The organism is Stackebrandtia sp., assembly GCF_035643755.1.
Taxonomy (GTDB): domain Bacteria; phylum Actinomycetota; class Actinomycetes; order Mycobacteriales; family Micromonosporaceae; genus Stackebrandtia.
The window spans coordinates 1-13,276 of the sequence record NZ_DASQPW010000315.1 but is presented as its reverse complement, the minus strand read 5'-3'; the positions used below and the strand labels follow the sequence as shown (position 1 = coordinate 13,276).

Genomic DNA, 13,276 nt, shown 5'->3' with positions numbered 1-13,276 from the left:
AGGACCTGGAGGCGGTCACCGCGGTCCTCGAGGACGAGCTGCCCGCGTCCGTCCGCGACACCCGGGCGGGACGCGCGCACGCCGCGGCGCGCGCCAGGACGCTGTGCCTGCCGAGCATGCGCGGGTTTCCCGCGGCCCTGGCGGGCCAGGTCGCGGTGGACGACGCCGCGCTGCTGTCGCGCGTGGAGTGCCCCGCCCTGGTGCTGGGTTGCCGCGGAGACACCGCGCACCCCGCCGAGATCGCCGAGCGGCTGGCGGGGCTGCTGCCCGACGCCCGCCTGCACGTCTTCGACCGCCCCGACGTGGTGTGGACGCGGCGCGCCGAGCTCCGCGAACGCATCGGCAAATTTCTATCTTCAATGGCTTCGTTATCCTTGGCGCCCATGCGCGACTTCGCGAACGGCGTCAGGCACCTGGGCCGAGGATTCGGCCTGTGGGCCAAGCGTCCCCGCATCATGCTGCTGGGCGCCATCCCCGCACTCATCACCGCCGCCCTGCTGCTGGGCGCCCTGATCGCCCTGGCCTTCGAGATCTCCGACCTGTCGACGCTGTCGACCTGGTTCGCCGACTCCTGGTCGCAGGGGCTGCGCACCGCCACGCGGGTCCTGGCGGGCGTCGTCATCTACGGGCTGGCGCTGTGGCTGGCGGTCGTGGTGTTCACCGCCCTCACCCTGATCATCGGTGAGCCCTTCTACGAGACCATCGCCGAACACGTGGACGCCGAATACGGCGCCCCCCAGGTTCACCACGAGCGCGGCGGCTTCTGGCAGAACATCGGCCGCGACCTCGGCGAGGCGCTCGGCCTGATCGCACGCTCGATCATGTACGGCGTCGCGATGTTCGCCGTGGGGTGCGTGCCGTTCATCGGGACGGCGGCCTCGGCGGTGATCGGCGCCTTCATCGGCGGCTGGTTCCTGGCGGTGGAGCTGAGCGGCTTCGCCTTTCACCGCCGCGGGCTGCGCTACGGCCAGTTCCGCAAGCTGCTGTCGCGGCGCCGCGGCCTGATGTGGGGCTTCGGCGTCCCCGTATTCCTGTTGGCACTGATTCCCTTGGGCGCCATCGTGACCATGCCCGCCGCCGTCGCGGGGGCCACCCTGCTGGCCCGCGACGTCCTCGGGGAACCCTTCGAGCACCCCGCCGCCGCGCCCCCGCAGCGGTTAGATTTCAAGACGTGCGATTCGAGGAGATGTGGCGCGACCTGCGGCCCGTGGGCCGCTTCGACGCCACGGGCGGTTACCGGCGCTTCGTGTACACCGCCGCCGAGCGGGAGTGCCGCGACTGGTTCACCCAGGAGGCGCGCCGCCGCGACCTGAGCGTCGAGGCCGACCGCAACGGCAACCTGTGGGCCTGGTGGGGCGACCGCACGGCGGGGGACGCCATCGCCACGGGCAGCCACCTCGACTCGGTGCCCGACGGCGGCGCCTTCGACGGCCCGCTGGGCATCGTCAGCGCCTTCGCCGCGATCGACCTGCTGCGCGAGGCGGGCGACCAGCCCCGCCGCCCGATCGCGGTGGCGGCCTTCGCCGAGGAGGAGGGCGGGCGCTTCGGCGTGGCCTGCCTGGGTTCGCGCCTGCTGTCGGGCGCCATCACCCCCGAGCGCGCCCGTGGCCTCACCGACGACAGCGGCGTCACCTTCGCCGAGGCGATGGCGGCGGCGGGCGGCGACCCCGAGGGCATCGGCGCCGACGACAAGCTGCTGTCGCGCGTCGCCTGCTACGTCGAGCTGCACATCGAGCAGGGCCGCGCCCTCATCGACATGGACGCGCCCGTGGCGGTGGGCCGCGCCATCTGGCCGCACGGCCGCTGGCGGATGGACTTCACGGGCCGCGCCGACCACGCGGGCACCACCCGCCTCGACGACCGCGCCGACCCGATGCTCACCTACGCCAACACGGTGCTGGCCGCCCGCAAGAAGGCCCGCCTCGCCGACGCCGTGGCCACGGTGGGCCGCGTGTTCTGCGAACCCAACGGCACCAACGCGATCCCCTCGGCGGTGCGCGCCTGGCTCGACGCCCGCGCCCCCCGCCCCGAATCCCTCGACCAGGTAGTCGCGGAACTCAAGCGCGCCACCGAAACCCGCGCCGCCAAGGACGGCACCCACGTCGCCTTCACCGAGGAGTCGTTCAGCTCCGAGGTCGTCTTCGACGCCGCGCTGCGCGACCGCATCTCGGGCACCCTCCACAGTGCACCAGTCCTGGGCACGGGCGCGGGCCACGACGCGGGCGTCCTGGCCTCCCGCATCCCCACCGCCATGCTGTTCGTACGCAACCCCACGGGCATCTCCCACGCCCCCGACGAGCACGCCGAACTCGACGACTGCCTGACGGGCGCCCAGGCCCTGGCCGAGGTGCTGCGGGAACTGGCGTGCTGAGTCACGGCCCGTACGGGTCCCCGCCGAAGTCCGATGTGGTCGCGGGGTCGGTCGACGTCGCGAAAAACGTCCCGACACGGGAGGAACCACGACCGACCCTGGCATCGAGCCGCAGCCCGTACCCGTCCCCGCCGACATCCTTTGTGGTCGTGGGCTCAGTCAACCACATAGAAAATGTTCAGACACGGGCGCAACCACGACAGGCGTCGGCATTGACTCGCAGCCCGTACGGGTCTCCCTCGACGTCCCCTGTGGTCGCGGGATCGGTCGACGGCATGGAAAACGCCCCGACGCGGGCGCAATCAAGACAGACGCTGGCATCGAGCCGCGGCCCGTACGGGCCTCCGCCTACATCCTTTGTGGTCGTGGGGTCAGTCAACGTCGCGAAAACCGTCCCGACACGGGAGGAACCACGACCGACGCTGGCATCGAGCCGCAGCCCGTACCCGTCCCCGCCGACGTCCCCTGTGGTCGCGGGGTCGATCGACATTGCGAAAAACATCCCGACACGGGAGGAACCACGATCGAAGCTGACATGCTGAGCCGTTACTTCGCTTCCCGCGCATGGCTTTCGGTCGCCGACGGGCTCGCGTCCGACGTGTTGGTCACGGTGGACGACGGGGTGATCACCGCCGTCGAGGCGAACGTGGTGGCGCCGAGCGATGCCGTGCGGCTGCCAGGTTTCGTGATGCCTGGGCTGGTCAACGCGCATTCGCACGCGTTCCATCGGGCGCTGCGATCCCGAACCCACAAGGGAAGCGGCGACTTCTGGTCGTGGCGCGAACAGATGTACACCGTGGTGGAGCGGCTCGACCCCGACGGCTACCTCGCGCTGGCGCGCGCCACCTACGCGGAGATGGTGTTGGCGGGGATCACGACGGTGTGCGAGTTCCACTACCTGCATCACGGCGCGGGCGGCGTCCCGTACGACAATCCGTCCGCCATGGACGAGGCGCTGGCGACCGCCGCCGCCGAGGCGGGGATTCGCCTGGTGCTGCTGGACACCTGCTACCTCCAGGCCGATGTGGACGGTAAGCCGCTGGAGGGGCCGCAGCGGCGGTTCGGGGACCGCGACGCCGACGCCTGGGCGCTGCGCGCCGAGGGCACCCGCGATGCCCTGCGCGGCAAGGTCTCGGTAGGCGCCGCGATCCACTCGGTGCGGGGCTGCTCCCCTGAGGCGATGCGCACCGTCGCCGCCTGGGCCGACGGGTACGCCGCGCCGCTTCACCTGCACCTGTCCGAGCAGGTCAAGGAGAACCGCGCCTGCCTACACACCCACGGGCGCACCCCGACGGGGCTGTGCGCCGACACGGGCGTCCTGGGCCCCCGCACCACCGCCGTGCACGCCACCCACCTGGTCGACGCCGACATCGCGCTGCTGGGCCAGGCGGCGGCGATCGCGTGCTTCTGCCCCACCACCGAACGCGACCTGGCCGACGGGATCGGCCCCGCCGCGCGGCTGACGGCCGCGGGCGCGGGGCTGTCGCTGGGCTCGGACTCCCACGCCGTGATCGACCTGTTCGAGGAGGCGCGCGCCGTGGAACTCAACGCGCGCTTGGATACCCAGCGTCGGGGCCAGCACGGCGCGGCGAGCCTGTTGGCGGCGGCGACCGAGGGCGGCGCGGCCAGCGCGGGCATCGACGGCGGCATCGCCGTCGGTCGCGCGGCCGACTTCATCGCCGTGGACACCGACTCGGTGCGCACCGCGGGCGGGGCGGCCGATCCGATCGCGATGGCGGTGTTCGCCGCGACCGCCTCCGACGTCACCCACGTGGTCGGCGGCGGTCGCTTGATTGTGGACGATCGGCGGCACCGCGCCGTCCCCGACGTCGGCGCCGCGCTGGAAGCGTCGATCTCGCCCCTGTTCGCCGACTGAGGCGACAAACCAAAAGAACGGTTGCCTTGTCCTGGCTCCACATCCCACACTGGGGGAATGGAACTCGACTCCCTCTTCACCGTCACCAGTTTGCTGAGTCTGCAGGGTTCGGCGGCCGCCGCGGTCCTGGTGCCCAATGTGGTGGGCGTGCTGGTGGGCCACACCTTCGACCCGTTTCGCAAGTGGACGTCGCTGGGCGTGGCCCTGGCCCTGGCCTATCTGACCGCCGCCCTGGCCCAGGACGGCCCCACCCGCTGGATCGTGGCGTTCTTCAACGGCCTGTTGATCTTCGCCTCGGCCATGGGCATCAACCAGCTGCCCAAACACAACCGCCCCAAGACCGACGACAAGTCGGGCGAGCAGGTGCTGACGAAACTCCAGAAGTTCTTCAAGTCCTGGGTCTAGGGCCGATCCGCACGGTCGAATCGCCCCCTGGCTGCGTTGTCGTCGTCGCCTGTGTTGTCGACATAGGCTCCTCCCCCGCCTTGCCAGAGAACAATTCGCCTCGGCGGCTCAGCCCCAGAATCAGCGCTGCAACGGCCAGCGCCCGTCCACGACCTCGTCGCGTCCCTTGCGGCGGAAGAACTCCTGTAGACCCGCCGCGTCGTCGGCGTGCCAACCGATCTGGGCGTTGTGCAACTCAGCGGCGCTCATGGTGCGCACCTGGCCGTGGCGCTCGCCGATGGCGCGGGCGAGATCCACGGCCGCGCGGGCGTCGGCGGCGGCGCTGTGGGCGTCCGTCAGCGACACTCCATAGTGCTCGCACACGACCGACAGGGTGCGCTTGCCCTTGCGGTACTTGTCGCACTTCTTGTCCAGCACAAAGGGATCGACGACGCGCAGCTCCGCCCACGGCACCTGGGGCAGGTCGTGGCGGTCCAGCTCGTGCGACAGCAGGGTCAGGTCGAAGCCCGCGCGGTACACCACCACGGGCACGCCCTCGGCGGCCGCCTTGCCGAGCGCCTGGGCGATCTCGGCCAGGGCCTCGGCGGGCGCGGCGCCCTCGGCGCGGGCCCGCTCGGTCGTGATGCCGTGCACCCGACTGGCGGCGGGCGGGATCTCGACGCCGGGGTCGATCAGCCAGTTCGCGGTGTCGGCCCCGTCCACGATCGCCGCCGACACGATGCGGTCGTGGGCGGTGTCGATGCCGGTGGTCTCGGTGTCGAAGCCCACCAGCCGATCGGTATTCCAGGTCGTTTCGGACATGAGCCACACATTACGGACTCGGTGTGACAGCCCCGTCAGCCGATCCGAAGCGCGGACAACAGTTCCTCGCTCCCCACGGTGTCCAGCGCGCCGAAGGGGACGCGGCCCCACAGCGCCAGCATCAGGTCGGAGGCGGTGCCCGCGGCGCGGGCGTGGACGGGCGAGGACTCGGTGTCGACGCTGTCGGCGTCCAGCAGCGCCAGGCGTTCGCCGCGCAGCCGCACGAACCAGTCGCGCTCGACATCGGTGGCGGCCAGCCGCACCAAACCCGTGAACTCGCCCTTGTCGCGGCGCCGACCCGACGGCAGCATCGCGTCGAACGCCTCGTCGATGCCTTCGGTGGCAAGGGAGGCGTCGATGGGTTCGACGGAGCCCACGGCCATCTGGGCGTCCCAGCGGTGCACCGCCGTCTCGCATCCCGCGCGGCGGAACCAGAAGCGCGCGGTGTTGGGCAGCGGCGCGGGGTTCCACGCGGGGTCGTCCAGCTCGAGCCGTTCCAGCACCAGGGCCAGCCGTTCGAACGCGGCGTCGAACTCCTCCAGCGAGATGGTGACGGTGTCGGGGCGCTTCCAGCCCTCCGGGGCCGCGGCCGTGGTGACGCGCTCGCCGAGCCGCTGGAACACCAGACTGAGGTGGCCCGTCAGCTGGCCGAGATTCCATTCGGGACAGCTGGGGACGGCCAGGTCCGCGTCGGCGGCGGCCACCACGTCCCGAAACCGCCGCGTCTCCTGCCTCAACGCCGTCACATACGCGCTCTTGTCCCACCGCGTCATCATTGCCTCCGCCCAATCAGCAACGAGGGGTTTCCACAACCTCAATTTCCCCAAGCTTAAGCTTCAACGCGTGTCAGTTGCGATCCAGTTGTCCGAGTTCACCACGCTGCGGCTCGGCGGCCCCGCCGAACGCCTGGTCGAGGCGCGTGAGGCCGACGCGCTCGTCGCCGCGATCGGCTCCGCCGACGCCGAGCGCCGCCCGGTCCTGTTGGTGGCGGGCGGCAGCAACCTGGTGATCGCCGACGCGGGATTCGACGGCACCGCCGTGCTGGTGCGCACCAGCGGCGTCGCGGCCGTCCGCGACGGCGACGACGTGCTCGTGACGGTCGCCGCGGGCCAGGACTGGGACGCCGTGGTGGCCCGCGCCGTGGCCGAGGGCTGGTCGGGAATCGAGTGCCTGTCGGGGATTCCGGGCTCGGCGGGCGCCACGCCCGTGCAGAACGTCGGCGCCTACGGCCAGGAGATCCGCGAGGTCTTCGACTCCGCGACCGTCCTGGACCGCCGCGACGGAGCCACGCGCGTCTTCGGGCCCGCCGACTGCGACTTCGGTTACCGCCACAGCCTTTTCAAGCACAACGACCGCTACGTCGTGCTGGACGTGACGCTGCGGCTGCGCGTCGACGCGCGTTCCGCCCCGATTCGCTACCCCGAGACCGCCCGCTCCCTCGGCGTCGAGGTCGGCGAGACCGTGCCGCTGGAGCTGGCCCGCGACACCGTGCTGAAGCTGCGGCGCGGCAAGGGAATGGTGCTCGACCCCTCCGACCCCGACACGTTCAGCGCGGGCTCCTTCTTCGTCAACCCCGTGATCGATCGGTCCACCTTCGACAAGATCGTGGAGCGGACGGGCGAGACCCCCGTCAACTTCCCCGCCGACGACGACGGCGTGAAGCTCTCGGCGGCCTGGCTGATCGCCCACGCGGGCTTCGACAAGGGCTACGGGCGCGACGGCGTGGCGATCTCGTCCAAGCACACCCTGGCGCTCACCAACCGCGGCTCGGGCACCACGGACGCGCTGCTGCGGCTGGCCGCCGAGGTGCGCGACGGGGTGGCCGCCAGGTACGGCGTGGAGCTGCGCCCCGAACCCGTGCTAGTCAACGCCTCCCTCTGACTTGCCCTCGAGATAGGCCAGCACGGCCAGCACGCGGCGGTTGTCGTCGGAGGACGGGCTGAGCCCGAGCTTGCGGAACACGTTGTTGCTGTGCTTGTCCACGGCCTTGTCGGTGACGTACAGCTGGGCCGCGATCGCGGAGTTGGTGCGTCCCTCGGCCATCAGCCCCAGCACCTCCTGCTCCCGCGCCGTCAGATTGTCCAAAAGCGACTTCTGGCCGCCCAGCAGCTGCGAGACCACCTCGGGGTCCATCGCGGTGCCGCCCGAGGCGACCCGCCGCAGCGCGTCCACGAACGTGCCGATGTTCGACACCCGGTCCTTCAGCAGGTAGCCGACGCCGCCCGCGCGGTCGCGGATCAGCTCGCGGGCGTACAGCTGCTCGACGTACTGCGACAGCACCAGGACGGGTAGGCCCGGGATCTGGCCGCGGGCCTCGATGGCCGCCCGCAGCCCCTCGTCGGTGAAGGTGGGGGGCAGCCGCACATCGACGACCGCCACGTCGGGCTTGTGCTCCAGCAGCGCCGGCGCCAGCCGCGGTCCGTTGTCGACCAGCTCGACGACCTCGCAGTCATGGGCGCGCAGCAGCCGCACCATGCCGTCGGCCAGCAGCGCGTGGTCCTCGGCGATTACGACTCGCATCACGCGCCAAGAATACGGCGCCCTTCGAACGCGAGCGCCTAGTGCTGGCGGGGCTGGGACGCCTCGCCGAGTTCGCAGGGAATCTCCAGCGCGATCACCGTGGGGCCGCCGACGGGGCTCTTCACGGTCACGGTGCCGTCGAAGGAGCCCAGCCGCCGCCTCAGGCCCTCCAGGCCGCCTCCGCGCGACACCGCCGCGCCGCCGATTCCGTTGTCGCGCACCGTGATCCCGAGACGGGTGCCGAAGTAGCCGATCATCACCCGCACCTGGGTGGCCTTGGCGTATTTGGCCACATTGGTCAGCGCCTCGGCCACGGCGAAGTAGGCGGCGGTCTCCACGGGTTCGGGCGGGCGACCGGGCAGGTCGATGGTGACCTCCACGGGCAGCGGGTGGGCCAGCGCCAGCGCCTCCACCGCCCCGGCCAGACCGCGGTCGGCCAGAACCGGCGGGTGGATGCCGCGCACCAGGTTGCGGATCTCGGCCAGCGCGCCCTGCGAGTTCTCCCGGGCCTCGGCCAGCAGCGAGGCGGCCTGCTCGGGGTCGGTGCGCATGATCTCCTCGGCCATGCCGAGGCTCATGCCCAGCGCCACCAGGCGTGCCTGGGCGCCGTCGTGCAGGTCCCGTTCGATGCGGCGCAGCTCGGCGGCCGAGGAGTCCACGGTGTCGGCGCGCGACTCGGTCAGCTCCACCACCCTCTGCTCCAGCTTGGACGATCGTGTGGGCCGCAGCATCACGCCCGCCAGCCGCGCGTACGCGGTGATCATGATGTCGCCCAGCGTCCACCACACCACCAGGTACAACGCCGACATGAACACCCCGATGACCAGCCCGATCGGCAGCGACCCGTAGTGGATGAACCCGAAGTAGCTGTCGAAGACGCCCGGCGGGGTGATCTCGTTGAGGAACGGCTGGATGAGCGCGAACACGGCGCCGGGGATCGGCCCGATGTAGGCGATGTAGACCATCGCGCCCAGCGACATGTCGATGGCGTGCCACGCGAAGTCGCGCCACACCGTGACGTCCTTGGAGTGCGTCAGGATCTGGCGGAACACGTTTCCCTTGGGCCACGGGCGGTACGGGTTTTCGATCCTGACGCCGAAACCGGAGCGGAAGATGTGCCGGTTGGCGTTGCACAGCCCCCGCATCGCGCCGACCATGCCCAGCACGAGCGGGATGCCGACGGTCAGGAAGATCAACGGGATGCCCACGATGAACAGGACGAAGATCGGGATGCACGCGATCGACAGGCCCAACAGCGGCACCGCCCACTTGAGCTGGTGGAAGCGGCGGGCCAGCCCGTCGTCCGAGTGGAGCCCTCGGACCGCGGAGGTGAAAGTCATGTCGCCATTCTTGCCGTCGGCGGGCCGTCCCGCGGTGGGGTAAGCCCGACAATTACCAGGGGAAATTTCCCCCAGTATCGCGCACGCCGCGGGCGCGCCCGGAGCATCCCGGACGCGCCCGCGGCGGTGGACGGTTCTCAGGCGTAGCGGACCGTGAGGTCGCCGGAGTCGGCCTGCACGGAGATCACGTGCTTGGAGCTGTCGCTCTTCTTGACCTCGATGACCTTGTTCCCCGAGTCGACCACGGCGGTCACCTTGTAGGCGGTGCCGTCCTTGGGCACGGACATCATGATGTCGCCCGAATCGACGGTTCCCTTCACCTTGTCGGGGGCCGTGAGGAAGTCGAGCGTGGCGTCGCCGGAGTCGGCGTTGACGGTGACGTCGGTGGCCTTCAGGTTCCTGCCGATGACGTTGCCGGAGTCCACCGAGGCGCTCAGCTTCTTGCCCGAGCCGTTGACGCTGACGTCCCCGGAGTCGGCGTGCAGGCTCATCGCCCCCTTGATGCCGGTGGTGAAGATCTCGCCGGAGTCGGCCGCGGCCGTCACCTTCGTGGCGGCGGGCAGGTGAATCGTGTAATCGATGTTGCACTGGTTGAATCCCAGCGAGAACCCGTCGCCGCAGCCGGTCTGCTTGATGGTCAGTTTCCCGCCCGACACCGATTCGGTGGACTTGGGCCTGTTCTTGGTCCACCGCAGTTTGCGCTCCACCTTCACGGTGTCGCTGTCGTCGGCGATCAACCTGATGACGCCCGAGTTACCGGTGATGTCCAACGCGGTGACCTTGTCGTCGTATGTCTTGGACTGTTGCTGCGTGTGCCGGGCGGACGGCCCGAAGCTCTTCCACACCCACACACCCCCGGCGACGACAACCGCGATGATCGCCAGCACCACGATCGCCCCGACGACGGGAAACCGGCGGGCACCTGCTTCGTTCTCGGACACAATGCTCTCCTCTTAAACCTTTTCTCAGTGGCTGACGCAAAGGTTACGGAGCGGCGCCCCTGCGGACCATGGGGTTTACCCCCTAAGTTCTGCCCGCCGGGCAGGTGACGTTCCACTAGGGCCTGGGCGTTGCCGTCGGCGGGAACCACGCCGTACACGCCGCTGTCGGAGCCCAGCCGGTTGGCCACGAACGCCTCGGCGGCCGACGCCGGGCCGTGGCGCAGCAGCAGCGAGCCCTGCAGGGCCAGGGCGAGCTGGGCCGCCAGGCGGCGGGCGCCGTATTCGTCCACACCGGACGCCAGCGTCGCCTTGAGGGTGTCGAGGTGCCGGTCGAACAGCGGCTCCACACCCGCGGCCTGTTGCACTTCGGACATGAAGGCCTCGCCGGTGGCCGGGGTGGTGCGCAGGGCACGCAGGATGTCCAGGCTGATCACGTTGCCCGAGCCCTCCCAGATCGACATCAGCGGCTGCTCGCGGTAGCGCCGGGCCAGCGGCGCCTCCTCTACGTAACCGTTGCCGCCCAGGCACTCCAGCGCCTCGGCCGCGTGCCCGGCGCCGCGCTTGCACACCCAGAACTTGGCCACCGCGGTGGCCAGCCGCCGAAACGCGGCCTGCTCGGGGTCGTCGTACGCCGCGGCCAGCCGCATCATCGTGACGGTGGCGGCCTCCGACTCCAGGCACAGGTCGCCCAGCACCTGGCGCATCAGCGGCTGCTCGATCAGCGGCCTGCCGAACGCCGAGCGGTGCGCGGCGTGCCAGGTCGCCTCGGCCACGCACTGCCGCATCCCCGCCGCCGTGGCGATCACGCAGTCCAGCCGGGTGTGGTTGACCATCTCGATGATGGTGCGCACCCCGCGCCCCTCCTCCCCGACCAGGTGGGCCACGGCGTCGTCCAGCTCGATCTCGGACGAGGCGTTGGACTTGTTGCCCAGCTTGTCCTTCAGGCGCTGGATCCGCATGGCGTTGCGCGTGCCGTCGGGCAACACCCGCGGCAGCAGGAAGCACGACAGGCCGCCGGGCGCCTGGGCCAGCACCAGGAACGCGTCGTTCATCGGCGCCGAACAGAACCACTTGTGTCCACGCAGGACGTACGTGCCGTCGCCGGCGGGCGTGGCGGTGGTGGAGTTGGCGCGCACGTCCGAGCCGCCCTGCTTCTCGGTCATCGCCATGCCCACCAGCACGCCCTGCTTGTCGTCCTTGGGACGCAGCCCGGGGTCGTACACCGGCGCCGTGATCACCGGCTCCCACTGTGCCGCCAGCTCCGGGTTGGCGCGCAGCGCGGGCACCGCGGCGTACGTCATCGAGATCGGGCACCCGTGCCCCGGCTCGATCTGCCCCAGCATCGAAAACAGCACCGCCCGTGCCGCGTGCGCGCCCGGCAGCGGGTTGCGCCACGGCTCCGAATGGGCCCCGAACTCCACCGCCAGCGCCATGAACCGGTGCCAGGCCGGGTGGAAGTCCACTTCGTCCACCCGGTGCCCATAGCGGTCGTGGGTGCGCAGCACCGGCGGATTGCCGTGCGCCTCGGCGGCCCAGCGGGCGGCGTCGCCGCTGCCCAGCACCTCGCCCAGCGCCCGCGCCTCGTCCACGACCCAGCCGGCGCCCGCCCATTCGGCGGCCTCGGCCAGGGGAACGTTGTCGGTGAACAGGTTGCGGTCTTCCAGCGGGGGCGGCTGGTTGGTCACGGTGTGGGTGCCGGCGGTGGCCATCGCAAGTTACTCCTTAGTACGGGACACCCACCGTATCGCTGCCGCCCTACTTCTTCTTCACGTCCTTCTTCTTGACCCAGCCGCAGCCCTTCTTGCCGCCCGGCCACTCGATGCTGGCCAACAGGTAGTCGCCGCGGCCGTTTTGGTCCTTGGGCCACACCGTGGCCTTGTCGTACTTGCCGGAGACCTTCGGCGCGCCCTTGTCGGGCTCCACCAGCGGCGACTTGCCCTTATAGGACACCGACTTGCCGTAGTTCTCCTGGGCGGCGCAGTTCTCGGTGGCGGAGGTGATGTCGTCGTTCTTCACCACCGGCAGGTTGTCCTTGTTGACGTACACGGTGTTGGAGACGGTGTCGCCCGAGGTGGCGCTGCAGCTGTTCACCGAGCTGAACGACACCTTCACGCCCTGGTTGTTGGCGGTGGCGGCGGTGCTGATCGACGGGTTCGTCATGCACGACAGCTGCCAGTTCACCTGCCACTTCACCGGCTCCACCTTCTTGGATTTGGTGTCCCACAGTCCCAGGTAGACGCCGTACCAGGCGTCCTCGTAGCTCTGCTTCTCGGTGCCGCTGAAGTACAGCGACGCCGCGACGTCCAGCGCCCCGTCGCCGTTGAGGTCGGTGTAGGTCGGGCTGGAGAACATCTGCATGTACGTGGTGTGGCTGGAGTCGGTGTAGTACGTGCCGTTGTCCAGCTGCACCTTTTCGCCGGGGGTGAGGTCCTTGGACAGCAGGTAGAACGGGAACGAGCTGGTGACGTCGGAGTTCTCGATGTCCGAATTGGTCTCGGCCGGTGTCGACGAGGCGTCGCTGGAGCCCGCGGCGTTGTTGTTGCCGCCGCCCCCGCCGCCGGAGTTGTGGACGATGAAGAAGATGCCCAGGCCCGCGGCGATCAGCAGCACCACGACGCCGCCGATGATGCCCGCGATCAGCCCGGTGTTGGTCTTCTGCGCGGTGACCGGCGGCGGCACCGGCGACAGCGGACCGGCATTCGGCACCGAGGTGACGGGCTCGGTGCCCATCATCGGGAAGCCGCCGGGCGCGCCCGGGTAGCCGCCCGGGGACATCGGCGCGCCGGTCACGGGGGGCGCGGTGGCCGCGGAGTTGATCGCCGCGACCGGCGTGTTGACCGGGCGGACGTTGTCGGCCACCGCCTCGGCGGGCATGGCGCCGGTCGGGGGCGGCGGCACGTCGGCCGCCGAGATGCCGCCCAGGTCCCAGTGCAGGGTGTCGGCGCTGGGGCGGGCGCCCGGGTCGGGGTTGAGCGCGTTGCGCAGCAGGGTGGTCAGCTCCGCCGGGCACCCGGGGATGTCG

Annotated in this window: 10 protein-coding genes and 2 pseudogenes; 5 read left to right on the top strand and 7 right to left on the bottom strand. The window is 70.5% G+C overall.

Annotation, left to right across the window (positions count from 1 at the left end):
* The 4 genes from VE172_RS24760 to VE172_RS24745 form a co-directional block, all read left to right on the top strand.
* A partial coding sequence (locus tag VE172_RS24760; RefSeq protein ID WP_324804683.1) for an EI24 domain-containing protein occupies positions 1-1,313 on the top strand: 1,313 nt, incomplete at its 5' end.
* The gene (locus tag VE172_RS24755) at positions 1,208-2,371 is read left to right on the top strand and encodes an allantoate amidohydrolase (RefSeq protein WP_324804685.1); all 1,164 of its coding nucleotides are present in this window, start codon (positions 1,208-1,210) and stop codon (positions 2,369-2,371) included. The genes VE172_RS24760 and VE172_RS24755, both read left to right, overlap by 106 nt.
* A gap of 535 nt (positions 2,372-2,906) precedes the next feature.
* A complete protein-coding gene (locus VE172_RS24750; RefSeq protein WP_324804682.1) occupies positions 2,907-4,247 on the top strand; it encodes a formimidoylglutamate deiminase in 1,341 nt (446 codons plus the stop codon).
* 57 nt (positions 4,248-4,304) lie between these two features.
* The gene (locus VE172_RS24745) at positions 4,305-4,652 is read left to right on the top strand and encodes a hypothetical protein (protein ID WP_324804681.1); all 348 of its coding nucleotides are present in this window, start codon (positions 4,305-4,307) and stop codon (positions 4,650-4,652) included.
* A 120-nt stretch (positions 4,653-4,772) separates the two neighbouring features.
* On the opposite strand, the gene VE172_RS24740 is transcribed toward VE172_RS24745, so the two are convergent.
* Both VE172_RS24740 and VE172_RS24735 read right to left on the bottom strand, forming a co-directional pair.
* Entirely contained in the window at positions 4,773-5,453 is a 681-nt protein-coding gene (locus tag VE172_RS24740) for an exonuclease domain-containing protein (RefSeq protein ID WP_324804680.1), read from the bottom strand.
* Between the two features lie 35 nt (positions 5,454-5,488).
* Positions 5,489-6,226, bottom strand: a complete 738-nt coding sequence (locus VE172_RS24735) for a maleylpyruvate isomerase family mycothiol-dependent enzyme (protein WP_324804679.1) — start codon at positions 6,224-6,226, stop codon at positions 5,489-5,491.
* A gap of 70 nt (positions 6,227-6,296) precedes the next feature.
* Here VE172_RS24735 and VE172_RS24730 point away from each other — a divergent pair, with 70 nt between their 5' ends.
* Entirely contained in the window at positions 6,297-7,334 is a 1,038-nt protein-coding gene (locus tag VE172_RS24730) for a UDP-N-acetylmuramate dehydrogenase (protein ID WP_324804678.1), read from the top strand.
* Here VE172_RS24730 and VE172_RS24725 read toward each other — a convergent pair.
* From VE172_RS24725 to VE172_RS24705, 5 genes and pseudogenes are all read right to left on the bottom strand, one after another.
* Entirely contained in the window at positions 7,314-7,973 is a 660-nt protein-coding gene (locus tag VE172_RS24725; RefSeq protein WP_324804684.1) for a response regulator transcription factor, read from the bottom strand. The two genes, VE172_RS24730 and VE172_RS24725, sit on opposite strands and share 21 nt — an antisense overlap.
* A 38-nt stretch (positions 7,974-8,011) precedes the next feature.
* On the bottom strand, positions 8,012-9,313 hold the full coding sequence (locus VE172_RS24720) for a sensor histidine kinase (protein ID WP_324804677.1): 1,302 nt from the start codon (positions 9,311-9,313) through the stop codon (positions 8,012-8,014).
* Positions 9,314-9,450: 137 nt separating this feature from the next.
* Entirely contained in the window at positions 9,451-10,083 is a 633-nt protein-coding gene (locus VE172_RS24715; RefSeq protein ID WP_324804676.1) for a DUF4097 family beta strand repeat-containing protein, read from the bottom strand.
* Positions 10,084-10,361: 278 nt separating this feature from the next.
* Positions 10,362-11,963 (bottom strand): annotated as a pseudogene (locus VE172_RS24710) (acyl-CoA dehydrogenase family protein); the annotation flags it as partial.
* Between the two features lie 46 nt (positions 11,964-12,009).
* Positions 12,010-13,276: pseudogene (locus VE172_RS24705) on the bottom strand (hypothetical protein); the annotation flags it as partial.

Excerpts from the sequence above, each read along its gene's own strand:
- VE172_RS24750 (WP_324804682.1), top strand. The coding sequence starts at position 2,907 with ATGCTGAGCCGTTACTTCGCTTCCCGCGCATGGCTTTCGGTCGCCGAC.
- VE172_RS24745 (WP_324804681.1), top strand. The coding sequence starts at position 4,305 with ATGGAACTCGACTCCCTCTTCACCGTCACCAGTTTGCTGAGTCTGCAG.
- VE172_RS24740 (WP_324804680.1), bottom strand. The coding sequence starts at position 5,453 with ATGTCCGAAACGACCTGGAATACCGATCGGCTGGTGGGCTTCGACACC.
- VE172_RS24735 (WP_324804679.1), bottom strand. The coding sequence starts at position 6,226 with ATGACGCGGTGGGACAAGAGCGCGTATGTGACGGCGTTGAGGCAGGAG.
- VE172_RS24725 (WP_324804684.1), bottom strand. The coding sequence starts at position 7,973 with ATGCGAGTCGTAATCGCCGAGGACCACGCGCTGCTGGCCGACGGCATG.
- VE172_RS24720 (WP_324804677.1), bottom strand. The coding sequence starts at position 9,313 with ATGACTTTCACCTCCGCGGTCCGAGGGCTCCACTCGGACGACGGGCTG.